Annotated in this window: 24 protein-coding genes and 3 pseudogenes; 9 read left to right on the top strand and 18 right to left on the bottom strand. The window is 45.9% G+C overall.

Annotated features, from left to right (window positions below; translation table 11 throughout):
- Nucleotides 1-618: 618 nt before the first annotated feature.
- A pseudogene (locus QE396_RS22700) lies at nucleotides 619-1,113 on the bottom strand (integrase core domain-containing protein); the annotation flags it as partial.
- 75 nt (nucleotides 1,114-1,188) lie between these two features.
- Nucleotides 1,189-1,322, bottom strand: a pseudogene (locus tag QE396_RS22695) (SOS response-associated peptidase); the annotation flags it as partial.
- A gap of 251 nt (nucleotides 1,323-1,573) precedes the next feature.
- On the opposite strand from QE396_RS22695, the gene QE396_RS22690 reads away from it, so the two are divergent.
- Both QE396_RS22690 and QE396_RS22685 read left to right on the top strand, forming a co-directional pair.
- Nucleotides 1,574-1,885: a hypothetical protein gene (locus QE396_RS22690; RefSeq protein ID WP_185791796.1), complete on the top strand. Its 312-nt coding sequence runs from the start codon at nucleotides 1,574-1,576 to the stop codon at nucleotides 1,883-1,885.
- A gap of 83 nt (nucleotides 1,886-1,968) precedes the next feature.
- Nucleotides 1,969-2,772: a hypothetical protein gene (locus QE396_RS22685; RefSeq protein ID WP_185791795.1), complete on the top strand. Its 804-nt coding sequence runs from the start codon at nucleotides 1,969-1,971 to the stop codon at nucleotides 2,770-2,772.
- Between the two features lie 471 nt (nucleotides 2,773-3,243).
- Here the strand turns inward: QE396_RS22685 and QE396_RS22680 are convergent, their stop codons facing one another.
- Together QE396_RS22680 and QE396_RS22675 are read right to left on the bottom strand one after the other, a co-directional pair.
- Nucleotides 3,244-4,176 carry a DMT family transporter gene (locus tag QE396_RS22680; protein WP_138613499.1) on the bottom strand — a complete coding sequence of 311 codons (933 nt, stop codon included), beginning with the start codon at nucleotides 4,174-4,176 and terminating at the stop codon, nucleotides 3,244-3,246.
- Nucleotides 4,177-4,250: 74 nt separating this feature from the next.
- On the bottom strand, nucleotides 4,251-4,577 hold the full coding sequence (locus QE396_RS22675) for a gamma-glutamylcyclotransferase family protein (RefSeq protein ID WP_185791794.1): 327 nt from the start codon (nucleotides 4,575-4,577) through the stop codon (nucleotides 4,251-4,253).
- 115 nt (nucleotides 4,578-4,692) lie between these two features.
- On the opposite strand from QE396_RS22675, the gene gcvA reads away from it, so the two are divergent.
- Both gcvA and QE396_RS22665 read left to right on the top strand, forming a co-directional pair.
- Nucleotides 4,693-5,595 (top strand): transcriptional regulator GcvA, encoded by a 903-nt coding sequence (gcvA, locus tag QE396_RS22670; protein ID WP_199802878.1) that lies wholly within the window; start codon nucleotides 4,693-4,695, stop codon nucleotides 5,593-5,595.
- Nucleotides 5,596-5,721: 126 nt separating this feature from the next.
- On the top strand, nucleotides 5,722-6,882 hold the full coding sequence (locus QE396_RS22665) for an IS30-like element ISCfr4 family transposase (protein ID WP_185791793.1): 1,161 nt from the start codon (nucleotides 5,722-5,724) through the stop codon (nucleotides 6,880-6,882).
- 155 nt (nucleotides 6,883-7,037) lie between these two features.
- Here the strand turns inward: QE396_RS22665 and QE396_RS22660 are convergent, their stop codons facing one another.
- From QE396_RS22660 to QE396_RS22650, 3 genes are all read right to left on the bottom strand, one after another.
- The gene (locus tag QE396_RS22660) at nucleotides 7,038-7,781 is read right to left on the bottom strand and encodes an SDR family oxidoreductase (protein WP_185791792.1); all 744 of its coding nucleotides are present in this window, start codon (nucleotides 7,779-7,781) and stop codon (nucleotides 7,038-7,040) included.
- 82 nt (nucleotides 7,782-7,863) lie between these two features.
- Nucleotides 7,864-9,006 carry an NADH-dependent flavin oxidoreductase gene (locus QE396_RS22655; protein WP_185791791.1) on the bottom strand — a complete coding sequence of 381 codons (1,143 nt, stop codon included), beginning with the start codon at nucleotides 9,004-9,006 and terminating at the stop codon, nucleotides 7,864-7,866.
- A gap of 339 nt (nucleotides 9,007-9,345) precedes the next feature.
- Complete coding sequence (locus QE396_RS22650; RefSeq protein ID WP_185791790.1) at nucleotides 9,346-9,972, bottom strand: TetR/AcrR family transcriptional regulator; 627 nt, start codon at nucleotides 9,970-9,972, stop codon at nucleotides 9,346-9,348.
- A gap of 128 nt (nucleotides 9,973-10,100) precedes the next feature.
- Here QE396_RS22650 and QE396_RS22645 point away from each other — a divergent pair, with 128 nt between their 5' ends.
- Both QE396_RS22645 and QE396_RS22640 read left to right on the top strand, forming a co-directional pair.
- Nucleotides 10,101-10,571, top strand: a complete 471-nt coding sequence (locus QE396_RS22645) for an SRPBCC family protein (protein WP_185791789.1) — start codon at nucleotides 10,101-10,103, stop codon at nucleotides 10,569-10,571.
- An 80-nt stretch (nucleotides 10,572-10,651) separates the two neighbouring features.
- Nucleotides 10,652-11,272 carry a TetR/AcrR family transcriptional regulator gene (locus QE396_RS22640; RefSeq protein ID WP_185791788.1) on the top strand — a complete coding sequence of 207 codons (621 nt, stop codon included), beginning with the start codon at nucleotides 10,652-10,654 and terminating at the stop codon, nucleotides 11,270-11,272.
- Between the two features lie 49 nt (nucleotides 11,273-11,321).
- On the opposite strand, the gene QE396_RS22635 is transcribed toward QE396_RS22640, so the two are convergent.
- The 7 genes from QE396_RS22635 to QE396_RS22605 form a co-directional block, all read right to left on the bottom strand.
- Nucleotides 11,322-11,909 (bottom strand): flavin reductase family protein, encoded by a 588-nt coding sequence (locus tag QE396_RS22635; RefSeq protein ID WP_185791787.1) that lies wholly within the window; start codon nucleotides 11,907-11,909, stop codon nucleotides 11,322-11,324.
- Nucleotides 11,910-11,936: 27 nt separating this feature from the next.
- Nucleotides 11,937-12,386 carry an SRPBCC family protein gene (locus tag QE396_RS22630; protein ID WP_185791786.1) on the bottom strand — a complete coding sequence of 150 codons (450 nt, stop codon included), beginning with the start codon at nucleotides 12,384-12,386 and terminating at the stop codon, nucleotides 11,937-11,939.
- Nucleotides 12,387-12,428: 42 nt separating this feature from the next.
- Nucleotides 12,429-13,118 carry an NAD-dependent dehydratase gene (locus QE396_RS22625; protein ID WP_199802877.1) on the bottom strand — a complete coding sequence of 230 codons (690 nt, stop codon included), beginning with the start codon at nucleotides 13,116-13,118 and terminating at the stop codon, nucleotides 12,429-12,431.
- The gene (locus QE396_RS22620) at nucleotides 13,075-13,734 is read right to left on the bottom strand and encodes an NAD(P)H-binding protein (RefSeq protein WP_185791785.1); all 660 of its coding nucleotides are present in this window, start codon (nucleotides 13,732-13,734) and stop codon (nucleotides 13,075-13,077) included. Before QE396_RS22620 ends, QE396_RS22625 begins: the two co-directional genes overlap by 44 nt.
- A 148-nt stretch (nucleotides 13,735-13,882) precedes the next feature.
- Nucleotides 13,883-14,266 carry a nuclear transport factor 2 family protein gene (locus QE396_RS22615; RefSeq protein ID WP_185791784.1) on the bottom strand — a complete coding sequence of 128 codons (384 nt, stop codon included), beginning with the start codon at nucleotides 14,264-14,266 and terminating at the stop codon, nucleotides 13,883-13,885.
- 27 nt (nucleotides 14,267-14,293) lie between these two features.
- On the bottom strand, nucleotides 14,294-14,905 hold the full coding sequence (locus QE396_RS22610; RefSeq protein WP_185791783.1) for a TVP38/TMEM64 family protein: 612 nt from the start codon (nucleotides 14,903-14,905) through the stop codon (nucleotides 14,294-14,296).
- A 222-nt stretch (nucleotides 14,906-15,127) separates the two neighbouring features.
- Entirely contained in the window at nucleotides 15,128-16,063 is a 936-nt protein-coding gene (locus QE396_RS22605) for a LysR family transcriptional regulator (RefSeq protein WP_185791782.1), read from the bottom strand.
- 87 nt (nucleotides 16,064-16,150) lie between these two features.
- On the opposite strand from QE396_RS22605, the gene QE396_RS22600 reads away from it, so the two are divergent.
- Entirely contained in the window at nucleotides 16,151-16,804 is a 654-nt protein-coding gene (locus QE396_RS22600) for an SDR family oxidoreductase (protein ID WP_185791781.1), read from the top strand.
- A gap of 75 nt (nucleotides 16,805-16,879) precedes the next feature.
- Nucleotides 16,880-17,935: an NAD(P)-dependent alcohol dehydrogenase gene (locus QE396_RS22595; protein WP_309952754.1), complete on the top strand. Its 1,056-nt coding sequence runs from the start codon at nucleotides 16,880-16,882 to the stop codon at nucleotides 17,933-17,935.
- Between the two features lie 823 nt (nucleotides 17,936-18,758).
- Here the strand turns inward: QE396_RS22595 and QE396_RS22590 are convergent.
- The gene (locus QE396_RS22590; protein ID WP_185791779.1) at nucleotides 18,759-19,097 is read right to left on the bottom strand and encodes a hypothetical protein; all 339 of its coding nucleotides are present in this window, start codon (nucleotides 19,095-19,097) and stop codon (nucleotides 18,759-18,761) included.
- Nucleotides 19,094-20,512: an HNH endonuclease signature motif containing protein gene (locus tag QE396_RS22585; protein WP_234047630.1), complete on the bottom strand. Its 1,419-nt coding sequence runs from the start codon at nucleotides 20,510-20,512 to the stop codon at nucleotides 19,094-19,096. Before QE396_RS22585 ends, QE396_RS22590 begins: the two co-directional genes overlap by 4 nt.
- Before the next feature lie 884 nt (nucleotides 20,513-21,396).
- Between QE396_RS22585 and QE396_RS22580 the strand changes: the two genes are divergently transcribed.
- Nucleotides 21,397-23,148 carry an AIPR family protein gene (locus QE396_RS22580; protein ID WP_185791778.1) on the top strand — a complete coding sequence of 584 codons (1,752 nt, stop codon included), beginning with the start codon at nucleotides 21,397-21,399 and terminating at the stop codon, nucleotides 23,146-23,148.
- On the opposite strand, the pseudogene QE396_RS22575 reads toward QE396_RS22580, so the two are convergent.
- Nucleotides 23,143-23,608: pseudogene (locus QE396_RS22575) on the bottom strand (tyrosine-type recombinase/integrase); the annotation flags it as partial. The gene QE396_RS22580 and the pseudogene QE396_RS22575 sit on opposite strands and share 6 nt — an antisense overlap.
- A 226-nt stretch (nucleotides 23,609-23,834) precedes the next feature.
- A partial coding sequence (locus QE396_RS22570) for an HNH endonuclease signature motif containing protein (RefSeq protein WP_309952749.1) occupies nucleotides 23,835-25,105 on the bottom strand: 1,271 nt, incomplete at its 5' end.

Raw genomic sequence — 25,105 nt, 5'->3', positions numbered from 1 at the left:
ATAAACTCACATCACTTAAACAATGGATTTTGTGCATTATTATTCATTTTCGATCGAGTGATAATTATCTCATACCTATTGACCTACCCCGTTGATGGACTCAGTGTAGATTGGCACAAAGCGGACCAACATAAGAGGCGCAAAGTCCACTACGAGCGAGAAGCGGGCATCTCTTTCCAGTCTGCGAATTTTCGAGTGTTACTCGCCTCGTTTTTAATAAGGCACTGTGCTACTTTGTGAAGTCACTTGCGGCTGTGGGTGTACAATTTCACATTACGAGAGCTGAATTTTGGGCAGATAAAGATGATGCACATAACACCGCTGATTAATGGCTGAACTGCATAAATAAGGATAGCGAATTAAGTAGAAATATTATTAACGGCGATTACCATGTCTTGTGGACAGAACCCTCGTTACATACATAACCATTGCTTGACTGAGGTGCAGGTGATATTTATACCAAATGGCCAGATACATTCCTGTACAGAAAGATGCCAGGAATTGCACAACACCCCAGTGCAAAAGTAATGGATGATGAGGGTACGATTTACAATGACAAATCATATTGGGCGTACGATCCGTCTGGCCTGCCCCCAGTATTAGATACAACCGCCAGTAAGTAATGTCGGTTTGTTTACCTTCACATTTTCCATTCCGCCACCGTGCTGCAAACTCTGATGGCGTCTGATAATTCAGTGCTGAATGTGGACCACACGCGTTATAATCCTGCCTCCAGTCATTAATCGTTTTCCGGGCATGAACCATATCGCTGAACCCGTTTTCATTCAGACACTCATCGCGATAGCGTCCGTTAAAGCTCTCAATAAATCCGTTCTGCGTTGGCTTGCCCGGCTGGATTAAGCGCAACTCAACACCATGCTCAAAAGCCCATTGATCCAGTGCGCGGCAGGTGAACTCCGGCCCCTGGTCCGTTCTTATCGTCGCCGGATAGCCCCGAAACAGTGCAATACTGTTCAGAATACACGTGACCTGAACGCCTGAAATCCCGAATGCGGTGATAATGGTCAGACACTCCTTCGTGAAGTCGTCCACACAGGTCAGGCACTTGATCCTGCGGTCGGTGGCCAGCGCGTCCATGACGAAATCCATTGATCAGGTTGGGTGCCACCGCGCGGAGCAGCACAGCTTTATCCTATTCTCCTGGCGCATACCCCCGGTGAACTTCTGTTGTTCGTCACGTTCATTCAGAAACAACACCATGTTCCCGGGGCAACGTTGTAGCAGCCTATTGGTGCTGGGTCATAGGCATTATCCCGATCGGCTTCATCTGCAATCAGTGACAGATAATCTTTGTGCGTCATTGCCCGGGAAAACGTCCACACAAACACACCACCTCTAAATAGACTGAAAGTATAGATGTGCCACCAGTGAAAACGCCGTATGTCGTAAGAGAGAAGCCAGTTTGAATATCGGAAGCGATCGGCTTAATGCTAATGTATGCGTACATTAGCATTAACTTAAGTCACGTAATCTTCAGGGGGACGGTGCATGATGCCGTGCCTCATAATTACTCTGAGTGAATATTGCATTGCGCATCTTAGAGGAGAACCCGATGTCCATAACGCTTCAGAAAATATGTGAAAGTCTCAGAACACATTACGGCCACCATGAGTTATGGCTGGGCTGGCGGGACTGGAAAGTCCGGAAACATCGCCAGGACATGGAAAAGCAGCCTTTTGTTGCATCCTGCTCCGGCCGGTGCCTTGCGACCTATGACGGTGAAGGTGATTGCTGGTCCTTCATTCCAGCGAGGGACCAACTCCGCTTTAGTGAACAGACCGATTTTTACATTCTGGCCAGAAATAAAGACTTTTTTCTCAATGACCACACTGTTGCAGTGCTAAAGGATAAATATCGTTTCTGATATTCTGAGTGGATATTTATGAAAAGGGACAGGATTTATCCTGGAGCGGGAACAAAGGGTTTATTAGCACAGGAGCTGACACGGTGGATGAACCGAAATTCGATGAAGACATCAATACGTGGTTGCTGACTCTTCCTGAGACTCGTTCGGGCGGACGATATCAGAGTGCATGCAGGGTTGTGGTAACAAGAACGCTTAAGGAAACTTATTTTCCTGCCAGCGGCAGTCTCGACGTAAAAAAACAACTGACTGGCCGCTCATGCACTCTTGCACTTTACTGGAATGGTGGCGGGTGGCATCAGGAGCCTAAGTATATAGCGGAGTTTAAGGTAAATCCCTGGGATGGTACTACCGAGCTGGATTTAACGAACTCCGACTTTATGCTGGATTATAATTTACGGGGACGTGGACTCGGCTCCTGGATCATGCAGCAGCTGATTGCCTGGGCTAAGACTCTGCCCGCTGATACACCCGTTAAAGCCATAAGGACGTCTCCTGTCGATGAAGATGAAAAGGTAAATATGCTTCGTCGGGATCGTTTCTGGAACGGGATCGGATTCAAGTTCGCGCCAGGGGGAAGGCTGTCACTTCCTTTATGCGTAGGTGAGCTTCAGTATCCTAAAGGCCTCCATTGCTCCCTTATAGCTGTTCCTTTGCATAAAGGGGTGGATGACTTACACAGGCAGTGTGAGCGTCAGAAACTGGAGATTGAAAGGCTGGAATTCAGCCGGTTATATCATACAGAGCAAATCCGGTTACTGACCGAACGTCAGTGGGATGTATTACTGATAAAATTTACGATAGCTGTCCTTTTTTCTCCGTTCATCATTCCCTGCTGGTTATACAGCAAGGTGAGAGGAAACCGTGTTAAACGCATTAAAAGCTGAGTTAAAAGCGTACATGGAACCCTGCCTGATTGTGCACCAATGCCGGACCGATGCGGGAGAAACCAATAAGGATATCTGAATGCACTTTTATGTGGATGCATCAGGTCAGACCAGATGCAATTTTTTTGACAATACCCAGCCGGCCCCCCTCCTACCGAGTGCTGTCCTCAGATGCTAATCTGGATAAGGTTGCTAAGTTGGATCTGAACTAACCACTCACTTAAATTGTTAAAGAGACACTGCAGGAAGAATTTCAAATCAAAAAGGCGTCGGGTACCTGAAGGTCCGCTTAGAGCGAAAAGCGGACATTGTTGAGGCCAGAGAATTGTGCATGATGAGTTAAGAATGATTTATTCTCTGCATTAGAACCTGAAAAGCGTTTTAGCATGATGGGTTGTTAAGATAGCAATATATGAATTGGCTTGCTGACATCGTCATATTATATTATCTGTAACCGGCCGACAGTCATCTTTATTTGTTAACGGATACAGTTAAAAATCTCGACTTGAACCAGGACCAGCCACTAACAATACTTATGCCACTCAGGATTAGCATCGTCCCTAAAATAAAACCTGACCGTAGTTGTTCTCTCAAAATAAATACTGCCGTAATGACCCCAAATACAGGCGTCATGAATGAGAGAACACCGAGCTGCGATACCATGTATTTGCGCATTAAACTGAACCAGGCTAAATAACTTGCAAAGGCAACTATTGCGCTTTGGAAGATTAAACTAATAATCCCGACGGTACCAGGGTCAAAGTGATTCTGACCGGAAGAGTATGAATATGCTGATAAAAGTAAAAAACCTCCTGCAAGTTGACAGAAGAGTGTATGTGAGGCTGGAGACTCACTAAGAGAAGAGCATCTGACAATTATGGTAGTGGCCCCCCATGATAGTCCTGCAAGTAACCCCATTATGTCTCCTGCCAGAACCTGACTGGAGCTACCAACTGGATCCTTACCTGACAGAAACGCGACACAAATGCCTGTAAATGTAATTGCTATCCCTAACCATTGTGGCGCACACAGTCGTTCATCGGGCCTAAAAAACTGTAGTCCCATGGCAGCAAAAATAGGTGCTGTATAAAGGAATACTGACATGTGCGATGCCGATGTATATCGCAGGCCTTCAGCAACAAACAGGAATTGCAAACCAAAAAGTATGCCCACTGCTCCCCCGGGAACTAAGCAATTAGCAAAGTTTCTTAGAGGCGTTTTTTTAAAAATAATCAATAAACCTATAAAGCCCGCAGCAGCTCCACTTCTGATTGCTACCTGTAGAACTGGAGATATTTCATCGGCTACTCCTTTAATTGCGACCTGCTGAATTCCCCAAACTATACACAGTGACGTCATGGCCAGTGTGGCATATGTGTCAATCTGTTTTCGTTGTACTGTCACTTGATTCTCCATCAGACCAATTTATTTAAGGTGCCCAGGCCATTGTGTAATCCGTTTGCAGCGGGTCTTCTGGTTTATGCTTTGAGCATATAGATACATGATTGCACTGTCTGACCGGTAGATATGGTTACCTCTACCGGAACACGTTCATACTCATAACCTTCGAACTCATCGAGTATGTGCCAGTGATTAAGTAAATTCTCTGACGTGAAAAGAAAGCCCTGCACACGATTACCTGAGTCATCCAGCATAATTCCCGGATAACCCATTTCTGCTCCCCAACCTTTGGCGAGAAGAGATCCTCCCACGTGGCCCTCCTGCCATGTTCCCCCAATATTTTCAAGAATATGAGCGTTAGGCCGGCCAGGACCGAGAGTCCCGTAAACAAACAAACTTTCCATTATTCCTCCGGTATTGCTATGAAAATAGTAATGTTCTTTATGTTAATTTTGATTTTCGGACTCTGACCTGACAAATTATTTGTTCTCACAACACGCGTGAATTATTATCACGTGTATGATATTCGATCGCCTTCCCCCATTGCAGACTCTGCGCGCTTTTGAAGCCACAGCCCGCCTCTCAAGCATGACGCTGGCGGCAGCGGAGTTGCACGTTACGCATGGCGCGATAAGCCGGCAAATCCGAAAGCTCGAAGAGCATTTGGGTTTTAAGCTATTTTTCAGGCTGACACGGCAGATAATTCTGACGGAGCAAGGGGGTGAATTTCACCATGTGGTTACCCGTCTTTTGAGTGATTTAATGAAGGAGTCTGAACGTCTGCGTGGAAGAAACCTGATAAAGAGTTTACGTATAAGTACAACGGTGTCATTTGCCAGTAAGTGGTTAGCACCGCGTCTCAGCCGGTTCAGGCAGAGATATCCAGAATTTGATATTCAACTGGATGTTACTGACATTAATGTGGATCTTAATGATGGTCAGGTAGATGCTGCAATTCGTTACGGCCTTGGCAATTATCAAAATGTTTCGTCTGAGCGTATGTTTGATGAAACAGTCACCCCTGTCTGTAGTCCAGGTTTTCTTGAAAAACATAATGGTCTGACCGAGATTAAGGAACTTTTAAACTGCGTTCTTCTTCATGAGTACAGAATGCAGGCGAACTGGCAGGCATGGTTTGAGATGGCCGGAGTAAAAAATTTCAGTTGCCATCAGGGGCCCTTATGGACTCTTGGCAGCATGGCGACTGAGGCTGCTATACGTGGCGAAGGTGTTGCTCTCGGACGCAGTCTTCTGATTGCAGATGATGTAGCTGCTGGAAGGCTTGTTGTTCCGTTTCCACGGTACAAGCTTAAGGCTGAACGGGGGTACGATTTAGTCTACCGTCCAGATAATCAGGATTCTTTTAAAATAAGCATCCTAAGACAATGGCTATCTGAAGAAATGAGCTTGCTAAAAGATTGAATGGCGTTTCAGGAAAGGTCCGCTTCTGGCACGGAACGGACGAACTAACTGTGTTGAATGTCCGCTATGAGCTGTGAGTTCAACGGGTCGATGCAACGCTATCCTTAATCAAGGGGGGACGTTGTCATGAAACGAAGAACTCGGATTAACTACACGCCAGAGCAGAAGGCAATTATCTGGGACAGATATAAGCAAGGTGATTCTCTACATGATATCGCCAGAATGTTCGACAGATATCATTCTTCCATTATGCCCACTATCCACCAGACAGGAGGCTATCGTCCTCCCGTGCGAAAACGGCACCGATTAGCGCTTTCGCTTGATGAAAGAGAGGAGATATCCAGAGGGCTGGTAGCAAAACTCAGTATCAGGGATATCGCCGCCAAATTATCAAGAGCGCCCTCAACGATTAGCCGCGAGGTCAGGAGGCACGGTGGTGCAAAACAATACCGTGCAGCAAAAGCCGATGCTACTGCGTGGGAAAATGCACTGAGACCAAAACCTTGCAAGCTAATTGAAAGCCCCGCATTGTGTAAAATCATTGCAGAGAAGATGCATCAGGACTGGTCGCCGGAACAGATCGCCGGTTGGCTGAAACGCTGTTATCCGGATAATCAGGAAATGCATGTGTCACACGAAACGATTTATAAAACGCTTTTTAAACAAAGCCGGGGAGCATTAAAAAAAGAGCTGCAGCAATGCCTCAGAAGCGGAAGAGCAGTGCGTAGATCCAGAACGTCATCGCTTAAAGGGAAAGGATTAGGGTCAATCCCGAACACGATACCTATCAGCGAAAGGCCACCAGAGGCGGCTGACAGAGCCATCCCAGGTCACTGGGAAGGTGACTTGATTCAGGGCTCGAAAAACTCCTATATCATCACCCTCGTAGAACGTCATTCTCGTTTTGTTATGCTGGCGAAGATCAGAGACAACAAGACCATAACGGTTATATCTGCACTCATCAGACAAGCCCGGGAATTACCTGCTGAGCTTTATAAAACATTAACTTGGGATCGTGGCGCTGAAATGACCAGCCACACACGATTTACTATAGCGACAGACATTCAGATTTATTTTTGTGATCCTCAATCTCCCTGGCAACGTGGCTCAAATGAAAATACGAACAGATTGCTCAGACAATATTTTCCAAAAGGAACTGACTTATCGGTTCACAGCCAGCAAAGACTTAACAGTGTTGCCAGACAGCTCAACGAAAGGCCGAGAAAAACGCTAGACTATGAATCACCCGCAGAACGGTTCAATCAATGTGTTGCATCCATCGGTTGAACTCACAGCGAGGAGCGGACGAAAAATCCACTTTTAGACTAGCTATGGTAACCCTACTGGGAGATTGGGAGGAATATATGATCAAACAACTAGAACAATCATGCCCTGACTATTTTTAATAAGTCAGGGCACGTTTGTAGAGCTCTTAAGTCGAATTACCAGTTCTGTCGGGTAGGGGAGATGATCAGATCGTTTACGGTAACATTATCCGGCTGGTTCAGTGCATAAATCACAGCATTGGCAACATCCTCAGAACTAATGGCAATCTTGTTCAGTTCCTGAGCAGCCTTTCGACCTTCTGGGTCACTTACTTTATCCGCCCAGCCTGTATTAATCACACCAGGGCTAACGGTATTGGCGCGGATACCGTGATTGACACCAAGATCTTTGCGCATAGACTCAGTCATGGCCTGAACAAAAAATTTAGAAGCGCTGTAAACACCTGCAGCTGCATCAACCTGGTGACCGGCTACAGAGGCCATGTTGAGTATGTGGCCTGATTTCTGCCTCATCATCTGCGGCAACACAGCAGCAATACAATTAAGATAGCCTTTGATATTAACATCTACCATCTTATTCCAGTCATCAATAGCCACATCCTCCCAGTAAGAAAACAGCATCAGACCGGCATTATTTACCAGAATATCTGCAGAGCCATACGCTTTCACAGCAAAGTCAGCCACGGCTTTCATGGAATCCAAATCAGCCACACTCGCAGAGTAACCAGAAATGTTGTACCCAGCCTCTTTCAATGGCTCCACGAATGCATTTAGACGTTCTATATTTTGCGCAACAGCGACCACATTTACGTCTTTATCGAGCAAGGCTTTAACCGTGGCAGCCCCAATCCCAGAAGAAGCTCCGGTTACAATAGCGGTTTTGTTCTGAATGTGATTCATCTTGAATTCCTGTATAGGTAAGTAAGCTGACCCACTGGCCAGCTCTTGAAGTTTCGAGTAGTACAGAGGTGTCTCTAAATTTTCAGATATCTGGCGACTGCCAATTCATGTCGTCTTTTACGGGGGGCAGGTAGGACAGACGCTGCATGTTTTGATTCCACAGATTATCCGGTATGCGATAACGGTCTTCTTTATGTGGATCAATGGCCGTGACTACCTGGTCTTCCTGTCCTGTAGTGATAAGATTGAGCAGGTCAGGATTCATCATCACTGTTTTACCCAGTGCAATAAATTCTGCCCATCCAGTCAGATAGGCTTCAAGGATTTGGTCGGCAGTAAACAGGTTGCCAACACCAATGAGCGGCAGCTTTCCGTTAATGCGTTCGTGTAGCAATTGCATACGTGTTAAGGAGGTATCCGCTCCACGGCGCGCATTTTTATAAAAGTCCCACAGCGAAACATGCAGATACTGAAGTGGTTTCTGAACCAGAGCATCGATCAGGGCAAAGGTATCCTTCATTGTCAGACCATGCTCACCGGGTTCTTCAGGAGAGAAACGATAGCCGACGATAAATTTGTCAGAAGCATACTTTTGCTTAACTTCCATGACAGCATCGACTATAGCCAAAGGGAAACGTAGGCGTTGCTCGATTGTCCCGCCCCATTCATCAGTACGACGATTACTCTCACCTGAGACAAATTGCTGTATCAGATAATTATTGGCACCGTGAATTTCAACACCATCAAAACCGGCCAGAACAGCCAGGCGGGCAGCATTAGCAAAGGCTGCAATTAAATCGCGGATTTCATCACCCGTCAGCGCTCTGGAACCTGATTTATCATCTGCCGAAGGAGCCACCATATCTCGTCCGTTAAGCAGTTCAGGAATGCTCAGATGTCCACCGTGATGGATCTGCAAAATTGCTGTTGCCCCCTGATTTTTTGCAATCTGGGCGACTTCACGAAGGCTAGGTAAATCTTTTTCACTGATCGCTTCAGGTTGGCCTACAAAGGCTTTTCCTTCGGGAGACACCAGGGTTGCAGCCGCAATAAACAGGCCAAAACCTTCAAAACGATTGGTCAGAAAATTGCGTTCTTCATCACTGATGCTACCGTCAGCATGAGACGCAAAGTGCGTCATTGGTGCAACAGTGAAACGGTTCTTTATGATGACGCCGTTATTGAGGACATAAGGCTCAAATAATGGTGCATATTTCGGGTTCATTCTTTTTCCTCTGTAATTCATCTACTTAAAATTGTTTCCGAAACGTTAATGAGGGCTGCACGGGCTGTGAACCAACTGGTTCTAACAGAAACCAGGCTAACTGTGCCGGTCCCCCACCTTCATCACGCGGTATGAAATTAAGCGGTAACTGCAAACATTTTGTAGTGATCACTAAATATAACTATATTTATAGCGATCACTAAATAAAAAGGCAAGCCAATTTTTGGTGATTATTTTAAGGTGGGGTACATTTTTGAGGCAGAGATGAAATAATTTAGTTATAAAAATCAGTACCTTGATTTTTAACGTGAAAGGTTTTATCTCTAAGGTGAGGTTTCATCACCTAGTATTGCGTAGCAATCGAACAGCATATTTTGCTGTGGCCTGAAGCAATTGCAGAGACACGCCGTCTTTAGCTTCGACAGACATGCCTGCCAGCAGAGAATTAAGAACCGTAGCAAGAGAGTCCACATCCGTATCCAATGGCAGTTGGCCATCGTCAACCGCCCACCGAATGCGGGTGGCGAAACAGCGTTTTCCTGCCTGGCGAATCTCTCTGACAGCCTCAGAGACTTGCGGAGAGGATGAGGAGACATTAATAGCAGCCAGAACGACCAGGCAACCACAGGGAGCTGATTCGGACAGCAAGATCTCCGCCGCTTCGTCAAAAAAACGGGCTACAGATAAAAAAACATTCGGCTCGTTTTCGAGCCGTGCCCAAACATCATTCCAGTACTTGTGTTCATAGAAGTGAGCAGCTTCGATAAAGAGCTCCGCCTTGCTGCCAAAATCGGCATACAGGCTCGGCGGGCGAATGCCGATGGCTGCACATAAATTAGCAATCGAAGTGGGCTCGTAACCCAAAGTCCAGAAAATATTCAGCGCCTTCATCAGGGCCTTTTCACGATCAAAGCCTCGGGGCCGCCCCTTCAGCGGCAGTCCGACGATGGAGCATGTCTGGTGCATGATAATTTTCCTCAGAGGACAATGTGGATTTTTATGTAGTGAGTGCTATACAATACCAGTATTATGTAGTAATCAATACAATTATCAGTGAGCATTGAAATTATGCGAAGTAGTAGAGAGGAAAACTCATGCCGCATGTGATTTTTGCAGGTCCGATTGAGGCCGATATCTATGAAATCTGGACCACTTTATCTGGCTTTGGTCATATTGCAGACTGGCACCCGGATATCACAGCCAGCAGAATCGATAAAGGTCTGTCTGAAAACACGCCTGGTGCTGTTCGTCATCTGGACATGCAGGATGGCAACGTTATCAAAGAGGAGTTACTTACGTTCGATCCGGTACTGATGACTTTGTCTTACCGTTTTACTCTCTCACCATTGCCGTGGGACAACTATGTCTGTGTCATTAATGTTAGTGAGCAGAAAGATGCAGCAGGTATTTTTATCAGTGAAGTGTGTTGGTCTGCGACTTTTGACGTCAGGAATCCGGGAGAAGAAGCGATAAATGAAACACGTCTTCATCAGATGATGATTACCAGCTATACCGGCCTCCGCGCCTTTTTATTGCAGGGTTCTGCAACTATTCAGGCAAGGTAAGTCGGGACGCAAGGGAACACAATGGCTCCTGAATCTTGTATAGTAGGCTATCAATTTTACTTTTTTCATCAGGCAACTTTATGACCGAGACAACGCACAGTATCTCCTCAAAACGAGGACGCCCCCGTAGTTTCGACCGGGAAAAGGCCCTGGTACGCGCACTGAGCCTTTTCTGGCGCTGTGGGTATGAGCCTGCGTCTGTTGGTGAGCTTTGTCGGATTATGGAGATTAACCCGCCCAGCTTGTATGCCGCTTTTGGTAGTAAAGCCGAACTCTTTCTTGAGGCGGTAAACTATTATGAAAGAACCTACTGGGATGCCAACTGGGAAAAGATGCGCCAGGAAAGCAATGTGTATGATGCTATCCATAATTTTTTTGAAGAATCGGCCATTATTCTAACGAGTCAGGAAGCGCCTTGTGGTTGCCTGGTGGTTCTGGCGGCTATCAACGTCTCACCGGATTCAAAAGATGTTTATAATGCAGTCAGAGCTCTGAGAGAAGAAGGTCGCATTTACTTCAAAGAGCGCCTGCAGGCTGGCAAAGACGCTGGCCAGCTGCCTTCAGATACTGATGTGGAGGGGATTGCTCTGACGCTTAATACATTGCTGGAGGGGATGTCTATTCCCGCTCAGGATGGGATCACACAGGCTGAACTAAAACGCATTGCAAAACAGGCCGTGCGACTTTTACCACAGATATAAAAATTACCCCTGCTACAGATTATGCCAGGCTTTCGCAGGGGGACGATTATTACGGCATTTCCTTCCCGCCGATCCTCATACTTTCGCCAGTGGCATAGAATTGCCCGCCGGCAATGTAGTGCAGACTCCGCCAGGCTGGGTCTGCAGTATCATATTTCCAGCGACCTTCACTGAAGATGCGCGAATCTGCCCAGGCACCAATAATCTCCCCAATAAATAAATCATATGCATCCTGGTTATGAGCTTCAGGAATGACCTGGCAGGCCAGCCAACCGGCGCATCCTTCTATGAAGGGTAAATTTGAACTTGGCATTTCAAATACCCGAACTTCCGAGTGCGCCATTTTGTCCGGATCGGTGTGCAAACTCCGTGTTCCAACGTGATGTGCAAGTGCGATTTGCGCTACAGTCGGGATTTGGATAACAAAGTGACCACTTTTTTCAACAAGCTCGCGTGTGAAGGCCATTTTGTCCAACACCACAGTCAGCTTTGGTGGGGAATAATCCAGTGAACAGACCCACGATGCTGCCATCACGTCATCCACCCCTTCATGCCGTGCTGACACTAGTGTAGTTGGCCCGTGATTAAGCAGGCGAAAGGCACGGGACAAATCGACCGGTTTAATAAATTCGTTCATATCGTTTCCAGCAGTTTCGTTCATGATTTAGTGGTGATTCAGCTGTTGAAGATGCTTTTGCAGGCTTGAGTGTCCAGCGACAATGAGCTCGCGAATGACATTAATCATCTTGCCGTCTGGATCTGGTTCACGTGTATCAAACGTTGCTGACCACTGAATTACAGCCTGCGGAACGTCATTGAGCGGAATGATCCTCAGACCTGCGACATAGTTATCCACCGGCAGTGGCGACGTTGCAAAGCAGTAGGACAGTTGAAGAAGGTTTTCATCCATTGAGAGCAGTGTTTCCCGCAGGATTGAGCCGTCCATCAGGACAAGATGACGTGTACTTCCGGGGAGTCCATCGGGCTGGTTATCCTCCATCCAGCTTTTCGTGATTGCTGGATGCCACTTTGCTATTTGGCCGAAGGCTTTCAGCGTCCGCCAGACCACCTCAGCGTCACCCTCAATCAGGGCGTTGTAATTTACTGATGCCATATAGTTGATTCCATTTTTCACAATTAAGATCAGGTTGGGATTTCATCGAATCTGTTCTGATTGCACTACATATGTTCCTGGAGCCGCCGCCAGCGCGGCATTCAACAGGGTGACTGCGATTTTGTCTGCCACAACAGGATGCCAGCGTGGACTGATAAAAGGAGAGATCAGCCGAAGACCAGCGATGAGAGCGCGCTCACCGACCCGGAACTCAGTTCGCTTTCCGCATATCACTCCGGGCCTCACAAGAGCCAACGAAGGAAAATCGAGCTTATCTAAATCCTGTTCAAGCCTGGCCTTGATACGGTTATAGGCAAAACGGGAGCGTTCGCAGGCTCCTGCCGCCGAATTCAACACCCAGACAGGTGTTTCACTGGCGCGGGCCAATCGTGCTATAGCTAATGGAAGTGTATAATCCGCAAAACAGAACGCCTCGCGTGAGCCTGCTTTTTTCATGGTCGTTCCCAGAGTGCAGATCACAGCATCCGCTTTCCAGAAATCCTTGTCCTCAGGCAAGTTGCTGAAGTCAATCACAGGAGCAGAAAGCTTTGGATGGGAAGGAATTGCCTGGCGAACGGGGGCAAGGACATAACTGACTCGTTCATCATTCAGCGCAGCCTCAAGCAGGCGACCACCCACCAGACCTGTTGCGCCCAGCACTATAAGTTTCATGGTGGATTTCCCTGTCTCAGTTTTTTTCCATGCGCATAATTGCAGTACTGATGGCTTCATTACCTGCCGTCAACTCAATGATGATTCTGTTAACGGTGGGTCGGTTGATTATTTCAGCCAGGGTCCACGCAACATCATCGCGTGAAACATCACCGTAAGGGATCGCCAGCCCGGCGCGAATTCCATTTTGTCCGGGTTCATCCAGCAGCGTGCCCGGTCGGAGGATCACCCAGTCAAGATCACTTTGGGCCAGATAGACATCAGCCTGCTTTTTGACAAACATGTAATTCTCAAAGGATTCAGGCATTCCTTTGGCACGGAATGACTCAGGAAACGCTGACACTAAAATGAATCGTTTTATGCCCGCCAGTTTTGCAGCATCAACGGCAATTTCGAGACCACGGCCATCAATAGCCCGGGTCATATCCTGTCCGCCTTTACCGCCTGCACCTGCGGTGAACACGATGATCTCACTCTCTCCGTAAAGGGCGGCGAGGCGCTCAGCATCAAGCTCAAGTAAGCTCCCCCTAATGGGGATGGCCCCCAGTGCTCGCAGAGAATCTTCCTGTTCAGGAGCGCGATATAGCGAGCGGGGGGTATGTCCCTGCTCAGACAGCTTTTGTGCCAGTCTGCGCCCCACTTTCCCGGCCCCACCGATAATGAATACGTTTTTCATACCTGCTCCTGCTGTGGCTGATATTTGCCAGCTCAGGCATAAGCCTGAGCTGCAATTGCTAACAAATATTCAAGTATTGATGCCTGCCCTTCCCATATAGAAGCAGGAATAACAGGCATCAGTTGATCGGATTACGAGCGTCAATTAATCAGGGAGCAACGTGGGTATGATAGATTTTGCTAACAACCGTCCATTTGCCATCCACCTTGAGCAGATTGAAGAAGTCGGTAAAGCAGAAACCTGAGATATCGTTGGTATCAATACGCGCACTGGCGGCAGTGCCAACGATATCAATATTAACAATAACTCCGCGTGCTTCTGGAGAGGGACGGAAGGCGGAATCAATGATGTCAAACAACCCCTGGATCGGACCGCCGATCAGCTTGCCGTCGCCGTCGACCCCGAAAATGGTCGCTTCTTTGCTGAACGCTGGCTTCATAATGCTGCTGTTAGCCTGTTTGCCACCTTCATTGTACTTATTCAGAACTTCAACGATGTCATTGTATTCCTGCACATAAACTGGTTTGGTCATACTAAATTCCTTACATTCACATGATGTTTAACGAGCTATTGCCTGATTGAGAACTCTTCGTGCACGCCGGGTAATTAATGCCAGTGTTATAGCCACCACAATCCCACCTGCGACAGTCAGTATTCCGGTAAAAGGAGAGAGGATTTTTCCACCCTCGGATAGCTGGCTCACCTCTGATACAAGTGAGCCAACAAAAACATATAAAAACGTGCCTGGGAGTAGCCCTAACCATGTTGCCAGCACATACGCTCCTGCCTTGATTCGTGCTACTCCCATGAGGTAACTGACAGGAATGAAAGGCAGAATCGATGCCAGACGAAGCAAAAATACCACCCGGAATCCGTCTGAGCTGACGGCCGTATCAATGGCTGCTGCACGAGGAAAGCGAGCTAACCATATCTGCATGCTATTTCTCGCCAGATAGCGGCTAATCAGGAAAGCCAGCACTGCTGAAATTAATCCTGCAAAAGAAGTCGCCAGCGTTCCTGTGAGCGGTCCGTACAAAAATCCAGCGGCAATCGCCAACGGTGATGCTGGAATAAAAAGCAATGTCATCAGAACAAAGGCCGCGACAAAGAGGCCGGGGCCCGGAGTTCCCCATAACTGAAACAAACCAGTCAGTTCTTCAAGAAGTCTCATGTTCCCTCCTGGCTCGCACTTGTGTCGGTTGCCTTTCTCTGCAGCATTTCAGTGAGGATCACAAATTATATGTAGTGATCACTATGTAATTCGTAATTTATAGTGATCACTACGTAATAAGTCAACATTAAATTGAAAACCTGCTGTTTGCAGGTCCTCAGGAAGGCATAGCAAAGTGATTTACTGGAAAGTGGGAAAGTGGGAAAGAGGGTTACCTAAACATCAACGATGTGGTTGTTTCCAGCCATCCGCAAAGGCGCTAATGATTTCGTCAACAAACACTCGTGTTTTCGTCGGAAGGAGTGGACCTGGAGGCATCACGGCAAAAACTTCACCTTCCTCAGAACCACGCCAGTCAGGCAGTACATTGATGAGTTTGCCGCTCTGTAGCGCGGGACTGACGAGCCAGTCGGGAAGCATGGCCATTCCAGTATCATGAATAGCTGCCAGTAAAAGCGTTTCAGAATTATCGGTGATCAGTGGGCCTTCGGGGCGTAACGTTTCAATTTGCTTCCCTTTCTTCAGTGTCCAGTCGGATGAGGTAGCAAAACGGGCAAAAGTCAGGCATTGGTGTTCAATAAGCTCCCTTGGATGCGAGGGTGTTCCATGGCGGGCAATATACCCTGGTGATGCGACCAGCAAGTTCTGGAAGGAACCTATCCTGCGAGCTCTCAGTGAGCTGTCTCTGAGTGCCCCTACACGAATAGCCACATCAAATCCTTCTGCGACAACGTCCACGAAACGGTCGATGTACCGGGCATCAATGCGTATTTCCGGATATTTATTGATGAATGTAGGAATGAAAGGTGCAATCCATAACCGACCAAAAGCGACAGGAAGAGAGACACGAAGCTGTCCCCGGGCGCTGGCAGCAAAATTACTGGCTTCCCGGGTAGCGATATCCAGTTCGTCCAGCAGCATGCGAACACGTCGGTGGTACATAACCCCAACCTCAGTTAGCGTTACGCGTCGGGTAGTGCGCGAGAAGAGCTGCACACCAAGAAAGCTTTCAAGAGCACCGATTCGACGAGACAACACAGTAGCATCCCGCCCTATACGCTCGGCGGCCCCTCTGAAGCTACCTGTTTCAGCTACTGCAACAAAGGCTGTAAGTTCTTCGATGCTCACACGATTCATTAATTCCTGCATATTTTGCATTACTCAAATGTGTCTTAACGCAATTGTTGATCGAATTAGTGTTTTCTACACTGCTTTTCTCATCGCGTAACTACAGAGGAAAACCTGATGAAAACATTTTTGAGCATTGGTACTGGTCCTGGAATGGGCTATGAAACGGCGGCCCGCTTTGCAAAAGAAGGTTTCCGTGTCGTGCTGGCTGCACGCCGTGAAGATAAATTGCGTCAAATGGCTGACGCTCTGAAAACACAGGGGTATACCGCTGAAGTGAGAACGGTGGATGCAAGTGAATCTGACAGCATTCGCAGCCTGGTGTCGCGGACTGAGGCTGAATATGGTTCTGTTGATGTGTTGCACTACAACGCAGCCGTTATGCGCAATGAATCAATCAGTACGCAACCTCATAACTCTTTCGTGAATGACCTGGCAGTCAATATCGGTGGTGCCCTGTCTGCCACCCAGGCTGTTCTGCCAGAAATGGGTAAACGTGGAGCGGGAACCATTCTGTTAACTGGCGGTGGTTTTGCACTTTATCCTCATCCGGATTTCCTGTCGCTTAGCATTGGTAAGGCTGGCATCCGAAACCTGACGCTCGGTCTGTTTGAGACCCTGAAAGAGCAAGGAATTCACATTGCCAGCGTCACTGTTTCCACGGTGGTATCTCCTGACTCTAAAGAAGCGAAGGATGTGGGCGGCCTGTTCTGGGAGCTGCATAACCAACCTGTAGACGAATGGACTGCTGAAGTTTCCTATCCAGGATAATGTGCTCGTTATTTCCTCCCAGGGGCTGATATCAGCCCCTGTTTGTCTCCCTTATGCCCAACAGGATCACACTAAATGAATATCATTAAAGCCTATGCGGCACAGTCGCCAACGACTCCGCTGCTTCCTACGACCGTACCAGCCAGAGCCACAACTGAAAATGATGTGGTCATCGACATTCTTTTCTGCGGAGTTTGCCATTCAGACCTTCATGCAGCCCGTGGGGAATGGCCGGGAATCCGTTATCCTATTGTGCCAGGCCATGAGATCATTGGCCGTGTTACCGCCGTTGGTGCCGCAGTAACACGACACAATCCAGGGGATATCGTCGGCGTTGGTTGTATGGTTGACAGTTGCCAGCACTGCGAAGCCTGTGAAGAGGGGCTTGAACAGTATTGCGAAGGCCCGCATGGCTGGAAACAGACCTATAACGGCTGGCTGGATGGCTCTGGCGAAAATACTTACGGCGGATATGCCGCAAACATTACTGTTAACGAAAAATTTGTACTAAAGATAACACACGATCATTCCGAACTTGCAGCCGTTGCACCTTTACTTTGTGCGGGTGTGACAACATGGTCACCTTTGCGTCACTGGCAGGCTGGCCCCGGCAAAAAAGTAGGCATTGTGGGGATTGGTGGTCTCGGTCATATGGGCATTAAGCTGGCTCATGCGATGGGCGCGACAGTAGTGGCTTTCACCACCTCCGCTTCAAAAATCGAAGAAGCTCGCAGGCTGGGCGCTGATGATGTCGTGGTATCCAGAAATGCAGATGAAATGGCCGCCCATCAGAAATCTTTTGATTTCATTTTAAATACAGTGGCAGCACCGCATGACCTGGATGCTTTCATGACTCTGCTCAAGCGTGACGGTACTATGGCAATGGTGGGTATTCCGGATAGCCCTCACCCCTCACCAAGTGTTGGCAATTTAGTCTTCCAACGTCGTCAACTTGCTGGCTCATTGATTGGTGGTATCGCAGAAACGCAGGAGATGCTCGATTTCTGTGCCCAGAATGGTATTACTTCTGATATCGAGATGATTAAGATGGAAGAGATTGAGCTTGCCTTCAGTCGAATGCAGAAAAGTGATGTGAAATATCGTTTTGTCATCGATATGGCAAGCCTTTAAGAGTTTTAAAGGGTTTTATCTAGGATAAAACCCTTAGTTGTTCTCAAGGGGTACTGCGGATTCGGCAACGAAAAATTGAAACCAGAAGCCGGTCTCATTTTTCTGAAGGATTAACAAACTCCGAATGCTAAAACGTCTGCTTTTGGCACCAAGCAGACGCCAGTTCCCGGGCTGAAACATCAATGGCATATCTCCTTCGCATGCTTTGCCCTTCCATTGCCAATGATCAACAGCTTACACAACAAGATTATGCTGGTGGCATGCACGTCATCCTGCCCTTGGTTTATTGAGCCTAATGCATTTGCCCGGCGAATGGCGTCAAAATTCAGCTATCCTTCACACCGTTTACGATTTGCCATGAAACGTCCACCGGAGGCATTTCGGGCACGAATTAACGCCGCCGCAGAAACGAGTGAAACAGTTTCATCGGTGTCGGGAAGTGACAGCAACTGGCTCTTTGCGTATCGTCAGTATCATTAAAGCCCCTTGCATCAGGATATCTGACAAGGCACTGCGGCAGAACTGGCTAACTGCGGGTGCCTCGCCGTTTAGGGGATTCAAATTGCCCTCCCTTCAAAGTACATTATTTTTCTCAATATATGGTGCTGTAGCCGCTTAAAAAGGTTTTCCAGGCTGTATTCTTCTTTACGCGACTCAAAAGCAGTTTCATTCTCAGTTTCTATAATTTTCCCAGCTCAGCACTGATAGCCCGCGATTCTTCCAGAATTTTGGACATGGCATTACCCATGCAGGACATTGCGCAGTTCATAGACTCTTCCTGGCGGCGGGTGCGCTCTTCTTTAGTCGGTGCACTCCTGATCCGTTAGTTTTCCGCTTGAAACCGGTCTAAGATGGCTTTCTTTTCCTCGCTGAGCAGCGGGAAGCCAACCAAGCCAGACTCCCCGTGACAGGTAAGAGGATAGTGGTCAACAAACATCACTGGCGTTCCATCCATATTCATTAGGGTCTTAAGCTGTCTCTGATGTGCGCCCTTGAACGGACTAAAAGTTAGTTTAGGTAATAACGGAGTGATCCCCGCGTCCTGTTCCAGAAGTTCGGCATCCTCCTGCATGTCGAAATACAAACTCTCGAGCACCACGATCGCTGGCCGCGTTACGCTGCGCAGCTCGTTGACGAGATCTGCATATAAAACGTCCTTCAATTTTCACCTCTTAAGTATTCATCCCATCGAGCGGTCAGTTTGTCTTTGTCCAAGCGGTAATGCAGAGGAGCGATTACACGGCCTTCATATTCCTCAAACTCAATACCAGGTTTGAAATGAACTCTCATCGTCTCAGGGTTAATTCCCATCTTGTTCGCGTCAAACAGGCGGTGCAGGGTTGGTGACAGCAGAATACCGTTACTCACGCTGTAATCGCCTTTGGCCGCGCTTTCAATGTGAGCGGCATCCAGTACACCGCCCAAGTGCTTACCGGATACGGCACAGCGATAGCCGAAGTTGTAGCAAAGCTCTGCCTTAAACTCTGCCTGAATTGCTGCGTCACGTTGACGCACCAGACGTTCGCAGGAGCCGCCTCTCAGCTCGCGGCCATCACGCAGCGGATTGGCCGCAGTGATATCCCGTACCTCAAGTTCGTCCATGTATTCCGGAGTTACGGCGATGTTTTCCAGCCTCTGGCGGAGGTTTGGGAATCGCGCTTCCAGTTTATCCATCAACTGCTCCAGCTGTACACGCTCCTCTTTAAATGGATCGTGAGTCACCTGCATTGGTACGGTCAATTGAACATGAGCCGTTTCGTTGATCATCTCCGGCGCGACAACAGCTGAATCATTTGCCGCTGGCGCAGCAATTGCGGCAGCCAGGTACTGTGCTAGCAGCTGCTCTGCCGTGTAGCCGCTATCACGATGTTTATGAACGAACATCGCAAACTCGCGACGGCTCGAAATGGGAACCATCTTCATGGCCTTTTCAATACCCGTGAGCTTGCCGTTGGTGGTGGACGCTTTCGGCTTAGGCAGAGGCAGATCGTAGGTTTTGATGGTGATCGCTGGTGTATTAACCCCCTTTAATGGCTTCTCGCTTACGCTAAAACTGGCCGCTTCCGGCTTAGCTACTGGATTCTGGTGTAATATTGCTCCGAAGGTCAGTTTCTTTTGAGGTGCTGATGACCTTGACGCGTCTCGCGCAATCGTCCACGCATCCACTTTGCTGCTAGCGGGTTTCTTTTTCAGCAGATGAAGGGTTTTGGCTCTGAGTTTGCCCGATTTAGGGCGGTTCTTCGCAGGAGCCGGTGCGGCTGGAGATGCTACATTCTTTTCCGCGCTGTCTCTGCCTTGCTGTTGATGTTCTTTGGCTCGAAGGCGTTTAACCTCCATCGTACGAGACTGGCCGACCAACGTATCTCGTTCCATATCGTAGGTGATTTCAGCAACGTTTTTTCCGCGTGCCAGCTGGATGGATATATTCTTCCAGATAGACACACCCAGGTAGTGGCCTTTCCCGATCTTGAGGTTGGCCATAACCTCATCGGCTTGCTTATGACGCTGTTCTTCCAGCTTGCGTGCTGCAATTTGCTCAGGTGTTATGTTGTTTTTCGCGTTGCGTTTCTTCGCCATTGCTGCCTCTTGCCCGGTAGCAACCGGAGTGATTAATTAAGGTATGTACTATCATCTTAACTTATAGAAAACACAGGCCTTATTTTGCAGTTGACCTGTTCACCGATCCTAAACACAAACTGATATCAACCACGTCTGCTCCTAGCACAAAGCAGACGCCAATTCTCACGCGCAACCCTTCATAACATACATCACGCGAATGCTCCGCCATTCCCTTGCCAACAACCAAACAGCTTACACAACAAGATTATGCTGGTAGCATGCGAGTTACCCTGCCCTAGTTTATTGAGCCTAACCCGTTACCGGGGGAACGCGGTCTTAATTCCGCTATTCTTTGCACCGTTTATGAATTGTCATGAAATGTTCGACGGAGCCGCTGGAAGCATTCCCGGCAAGATTTGACGCCGCAGCAGAGACGAGTGTGCTGTATCAACGGTGTCGGGAAGCGACAGAAACTGGCTTTTGGGTTATCGTCAGCATCATCAAGATCCTTTGCATAAGGATATCTGACAAGGCATTACCTCAAAGCAGACCATTCGAACATCCTCAAAATTCACGCCATTTTCACCTGGTAGAGTCATGCATGCTTCAGGCGCATAATTTTGCATTCGCTTTAACGATACGCAATTACATGCCAGCACTGGCGCAACACAGGTCATTCATGCACCTGCATTTAAAGCACCTCCGTAAACGTGCAGGCGTAGCAGGATAGCATTGCGCGAAATTAGTCATTTCTAACCCCACTTTTTAGCACATCGCTTTAGCACAGGCGTAAGGAAGAGACTATGTTAATGATTGTTCATTTTTTTGATATCTGATGATTGCATTCATCTTTTCAAAAACTTAAATTGATGACATCTGCTAATCAATGAGAACAAGAAAAAATGAAATACGAAATGCTCGTTAATATATTAGATAAAATCCGCATGGAAGCTCCGGAAAACCTCGAGAAGACCTATAAGCCAGACATGACAGAAATGGAGAAAATTAATGCCGCAAGAGCTCGAGCATTTATTCATTTATTTCTAAAGGTAAGTTTTGGCTTGATGGAGTTTAAAGAAAGAGAAAAAAATATAACTGATTCAAGTTATGATGGTGGGATTGACGGATATTACATTGATAAAGAAGACAGGTTGGTTTATTTGATACAATCCAAATTCAGAACCACAAAAACAAATTTTGAAAGTAAAGATATTTCTTATGATGAGATTCTCTGTATGGATGTTGAAAGAATATTAAAAGGGGAGTCACATGATGAAGCAGGCAATGAATACAATGGAAAAATAAAACAACTTCAGAGAGAGCTAAGTGAGACCGACAATATAAGCAAATTTAATTACAAAATAATAATACTTGCAAATTTAAAAGACATCCAAGCAGCAAGGCTCCGAAAATTAACGGATGGGTATAACGCCGATGTTTTTGATTACACCAGAACTTACAATGAATTAGTATTTCCTGTAATTTCAGGGACGCTTTTTACTGCTCACGACATTTGCATTCCTATCGATTTATCAGCTAAAAATGCCGGAAGTAAAATAAGCTATACAGTAAAAACAAAAGCGAGCACTTGTGAAATAACAGTTTTGTTTGTACCGGTATTAGAAATTGCAAAAATAATGAGTAAATACAAAAATTCAATACTTAAATATAATCCACGCAGCTATTTAGAATTCCAAGGTCAAGCTGTAAATGCTTCAATAAGGAAAACAGTTATAGGTAATAATACAAATGAATTCGCCCTGTACAACAATGGAATAACGATGATATCTGATGATACAAGCATCAACGAAAGGATCGGGCAAAAAAACAAGGCCCAACTAAGTATAAAAAACCCACAAATTATAAACGGCGGTCAAACTTCATACATTTTGAGTAGGATTTATGAAGAGACACCAATAGAAAAACTAGAAGAGACATTTAATGAGAAAGAGGTGCTACTTAAAATAATAACTTTAATTAATAACGATAACGATAAAAATAAACTTGAACTTATTGAAGCAGTATCTGAGGCAACCAATAAACAAACCCCGGTGATTAATGCAGATAAATTTGCTAATGAGCCTATTCATCAACAAATCCAGAGAAGTCTTTTTGACCATTTTGGGATGTTATATGAACGCAAAAGAGGCGAGTTCGCTGATGGTTTAAACTTCGGATATATAACACCTGATCAAGTCATCGAGCGTAATTTATTCCTGAGAATATATTTTGCTGCTAATGGTGATATCAACCTCGGTTCACAAAAGAAATTATTCCAAAAAAACCCAGAAACAAAACTCAAAATAGATGATGGGAAAATTCGTAAGTTTTATATTGGTCACCATTTATTTGATGAACTAACAAAAAAACTAAGGACAAAAAAACAACATCTCAACATAAAGAGAATTGATAAATCTTACTATGGCAAAGTTTATCTTTACAATGTTTTATTCCCTGACTCAACAATTCATGACATTAAAAGTAATATAAACACACTTGAGAATTCTTGGGTTGATTTTATGGGGTTTGCTTTAAAGGAAAATGAAGGGATAAAAAAACTATGGATTGGTGGCGCGAACTTTAACGAAGATAAATACTATAATTCTGAGCGCCTAGAAACAGACCTACACTTTTATATAAAAAATATTTTATAATGCTAAGAGGGGCTTCCCCTCTTTATTAGTTTTTCTTATATATTTTTTCTTCACCATATTCAAAGGAGTGGTAATGTCAGAGCTCCTGTGAAATCCCAGATAATCAGCCTACCATTGAATCATAGAACGTCGAACATCAAAATGCTCTGACGTATGAATATAAGTCGCACGGGCACTATTACGTTCTGAATGACTCAACTGACATTCTATATCGTATCGCTTCATAGACCTATATCCATGTCCTCAAACCTCATTCTTCGTGTCATATCCCATCACAAGTAAGGCGTTGTTGACTGTGTCTTCACTAATAACCTTAGTTGCGCCATGATTATCCGGATAAAGCAGCACTTTATCATCACTAACCTGCTTTAAGTAGTCTAACAAAATCATCGTCTGCCGACTCAGCGTAACGAAATGCTCCTTATTTCAACTTCATACCACGGTATGCGATCCTAACTCCCCCCCTTACGGTCAGATCGTGAAACAGGGCCCTTAACGCAACAGAGAAAGACAAATCGATATACAACGCTCCCAACCTTCGGTTGGGAGTGGCGAACAGGGAACGTTGAAACCTTAACCATTGGGGGAGGGATAACTATAAGTGTGCAATTTTTTAACCCGCGTGTAGGGTTTTTTAGAGAGTTATAATGATTCGTTAAGGTGAACTTTTATTATGCTTCTGAATCCTATTTACATTCTAATGAAAACGCTCTTTTATTCAAAAATAACTCCCACTTTCTTAGAAGCTTTTCTTTATCTAGACTCACAGAATGATCACCAATTTTTTTCCCCTCAAATATTCTTGAATATATGCAGTCGACATTAAAATGAACAGTAAGTGTTAGAGGATTTATGCCAAGCTCTCCACTATCAAACATCCTATGACAATCGGAGGTTAGGAGTATGCCGTTACTCGTGTTCATGTTGTGTGAAAAACTATAGTCCTCCAGATGGCAAGCTTGAAGAAGTGTATGTGCTGACTGCCCTGTAACCGCACATTTACCTTTGAAGTTAAGTTCCACTCTTCTACGGAAACTTTGCTGATCACTAATTTTTCGTATCTGGATAGTACGTTCGACATTACTAGAAATTAACTTGAAATCTATTCTCTCAAGAGATGTCAGTTTTTTAAAATTATTTTCTTTTTCAGGTAAAGCTATTATATTTGCGAGTCGCGTCTGAACACGATAACCAACCGTTATCAAATTATAGAGAAATTCTTCAGATTGCTGCTTATTGCGTGCAACACAGAGAGCCTCAGTTTTGTTTTTCTTCCTCATAACGAGGAGATATGTAAGGGCGTTAAAGTAACAACTCTCTCCGGTAATAATTCTACCATCATAGTACTGCGATGCTAACTCACGGCTTTTAGCTATCTTATAAGCTTGCGAAACAGGAATTGTTCTAATTAAAACACTATACAACTCTTTGTTAAAGTAAAATTCTTTTATTACTCCCTCCTTAGCTGATGGAGATGGAGATGGAGATGGAGATGGAGATGGAGATGGAGATTTAATTTCATGCTTTTCTAAAGAATTACTTTTTTTTGTTGTATCGGCTGAAATTATTTTAGTGTATGTTACACGAGAAATAATAGCCATCATCTCCAGTTCAGCTTTGGCTTCGATAGCAATCAATTCCTTGCGTATTCTATCTCGCTCAATAGACTCATGGTTATATGGTAAAAATTTGTTTGCTGATGAGGGAGTCTCTACTTTATGAGGTGGCTTTGTTCTTTTAAATTGACGGAACTGAACAGTGTCGATATTTCCTTTAGCCAAGGTAACATCGACTTGACTTTCATTAATCACAAAGGGTTTTCTAGATACCTTTCCTTTAATTTTAATTTCATAATTTAAAGACCTTATCATCTCTAAAAGCTCTTGTTTCTTTTCTTTAGAAGTAATAGGATCATTTACTATTTTGAGATATTCATCTTTAACTCGAAGTAACTCAC

The sequence above is a fragment of the Enterobacter sp. SORGH_AS_0287 genome (assembly GCF_031453695.1).
Classification (GTDB): domain Bacteria; phylum Pseudomonadota; class Gammaproteobacteria; order Enterobacterales; family Enterobacteriaceae; genus Enterobacter; species Enterobacter ludwigii.
This window is presented reverse-complemented; position numbering and strand designations above follow the sequence as displayed.

What these genes read in the sequence shown, in the direction of transcription:
- QE396_RS22660 (WP_185791792.1), bottom strand. Translation starts at nt 7,781, where the DNA reads ATGAATCACATTCAGAACAAAACCGCTATTGTAACCGGAGCTTCTTCT.
- QE396_RS22635 (WP_185791787.1), bottom strand. Translation starts at nt 11,909, where the DNA reads ATGAACGAATTTATTAAACCGGTCGATTTGTCCCGTGCCTTTCGCCTG.
- QE396_RS22615 (WP_185791784.1), bottom strand. Translation starts at nt 14,266, where the DNA reads ATGACCAAACCAGTTTATGTGCAGGAATACAATGACATCGTTGAAGTT.
- QE396_RS22585 (WP_234047630.1), bottom strand. Translation starts at nt 20,512, where the DNA reads ATGGCGAAGAAACGCAACGCGAAAAACAACATAACACCTGAGCAAATT.
- QE396_RS22630 (WP_185791786.1), bottom strand. Translation starts at nt 12,386, where the DNA reads ATGGCATCAGTAAATTACAACGCCCTGATTGAGGGTGACGCTGAGGTG.
- QE396_RS22625 (WP_199802877.1), bottom strand. Translation starts at nt 13,118, where the DNA reads ATGAAGCCATCAGTACTGCAATTATGCGCATGGAAAAAAACTGAGACA.
- QE396_RS22595 (WP_309952754.1), top strand. Translation starts at nt 16,880, where the DNA reads ATGAATATCATTAAAGCCTATGCGGCACAGTCGCCAACGACTCCGCTG.
- gcvA (WP_199802878.1), top strand. Translation starts at nt 4,693, where the DNA reads ATGATATTCGATCGCCTTCCCCCATTGCAGACTCTGCGCGCTTTTGAA.
- QE396_RS22610 (WP_185791783.1), bottom strand. Translation starts at nt 14,905, where the DNA reads ATGAGACTTCTTGAAGAACTGACTGGTTTGTTTCAGTTATGGGGAACT.
- QE396_RS22600 (WP_185791781.1), top strand. Translation starts at nt 16,151, where the DNA reads ATGAAAACATTTTTGAGCATTGGTACTGGTCCTGGAATGGGCTATGAA.
- QE396_RS22645 (WP_185791789.1), top strand. Translation starts at nt 10,101, where the DNA reads ATGCCGCATGTGATTTTTGCAGGTCCGATTGAGGCCGATATCTATGAA.
- QE396_RS22620 (WP_185791785.1), bottom strand. Translation starts at nt 13,734, where the DNA reads ATGAAAAACGTATTCATTATCGGTGGGGCCGGGAAAGTGGGGCGCAGA.
- QE396_RS22605 (WP_185791782.1), bottom strand. Translation starts at nt 16,063, where the DNA reads ATGCAAAATATGCAGGAATTAATGAATCGTGTGAGCATCGAAGAACTT.
- QE396_RS22675 (WP_185791794.1), bottom strand. Translation starts at nt 4,577, where the DNA reads ATGGAAAGTTTGTTTGTTTACGGGACTCTCGGTCCTGGCCGGCCTAAC.
- QE396_RS22650 (WP_185791790.1), bottom strand. Translation starts at nt 9,972, where the DNA reads ATGCACCAGACATGCTCCATCGTCGGACTGCCGCTGAAGGGGCGGCCC.
- QE396_RS22580 (WP_185791778.1), top strand. Translation starts at nt 21,397, where the DNA reads ATGAAATACGAAATGCTCGTTAATATATTAGATAAAATCCGCATGGAA.
- QE396_RS22665 (WP_185791793.1), top strand. Translation starts at nt 5,722, where the DNA reads ATGAAACGAAGAACTCGGATTAACTACACGCCAGAGCAGAAGGCAATT.
- QE396_RS22640 (WP_185791788.1), top strand. Translation starts at nt 10,652, where the DNA reads ATGACCGAGACAACGCACAGTATCTCCTCAAAACGAGGACGCCCCCGT.
- QE396_RS22655 (WP_185791791.1), bottom strand. Translation starts at nt 9,006, where the DNA reads ATGAACCCGAAATATGCACCATTATTTGAGCCTTATGTCCTCAATAAC.
- QE396_RS22690 (WP_185791796.1), top strand. Translation starts at nt 1,574, where the DNA reads ATGTCCATAACGCTTCAGAAAATATGTGAAAGTCTCAGAACACATTAC.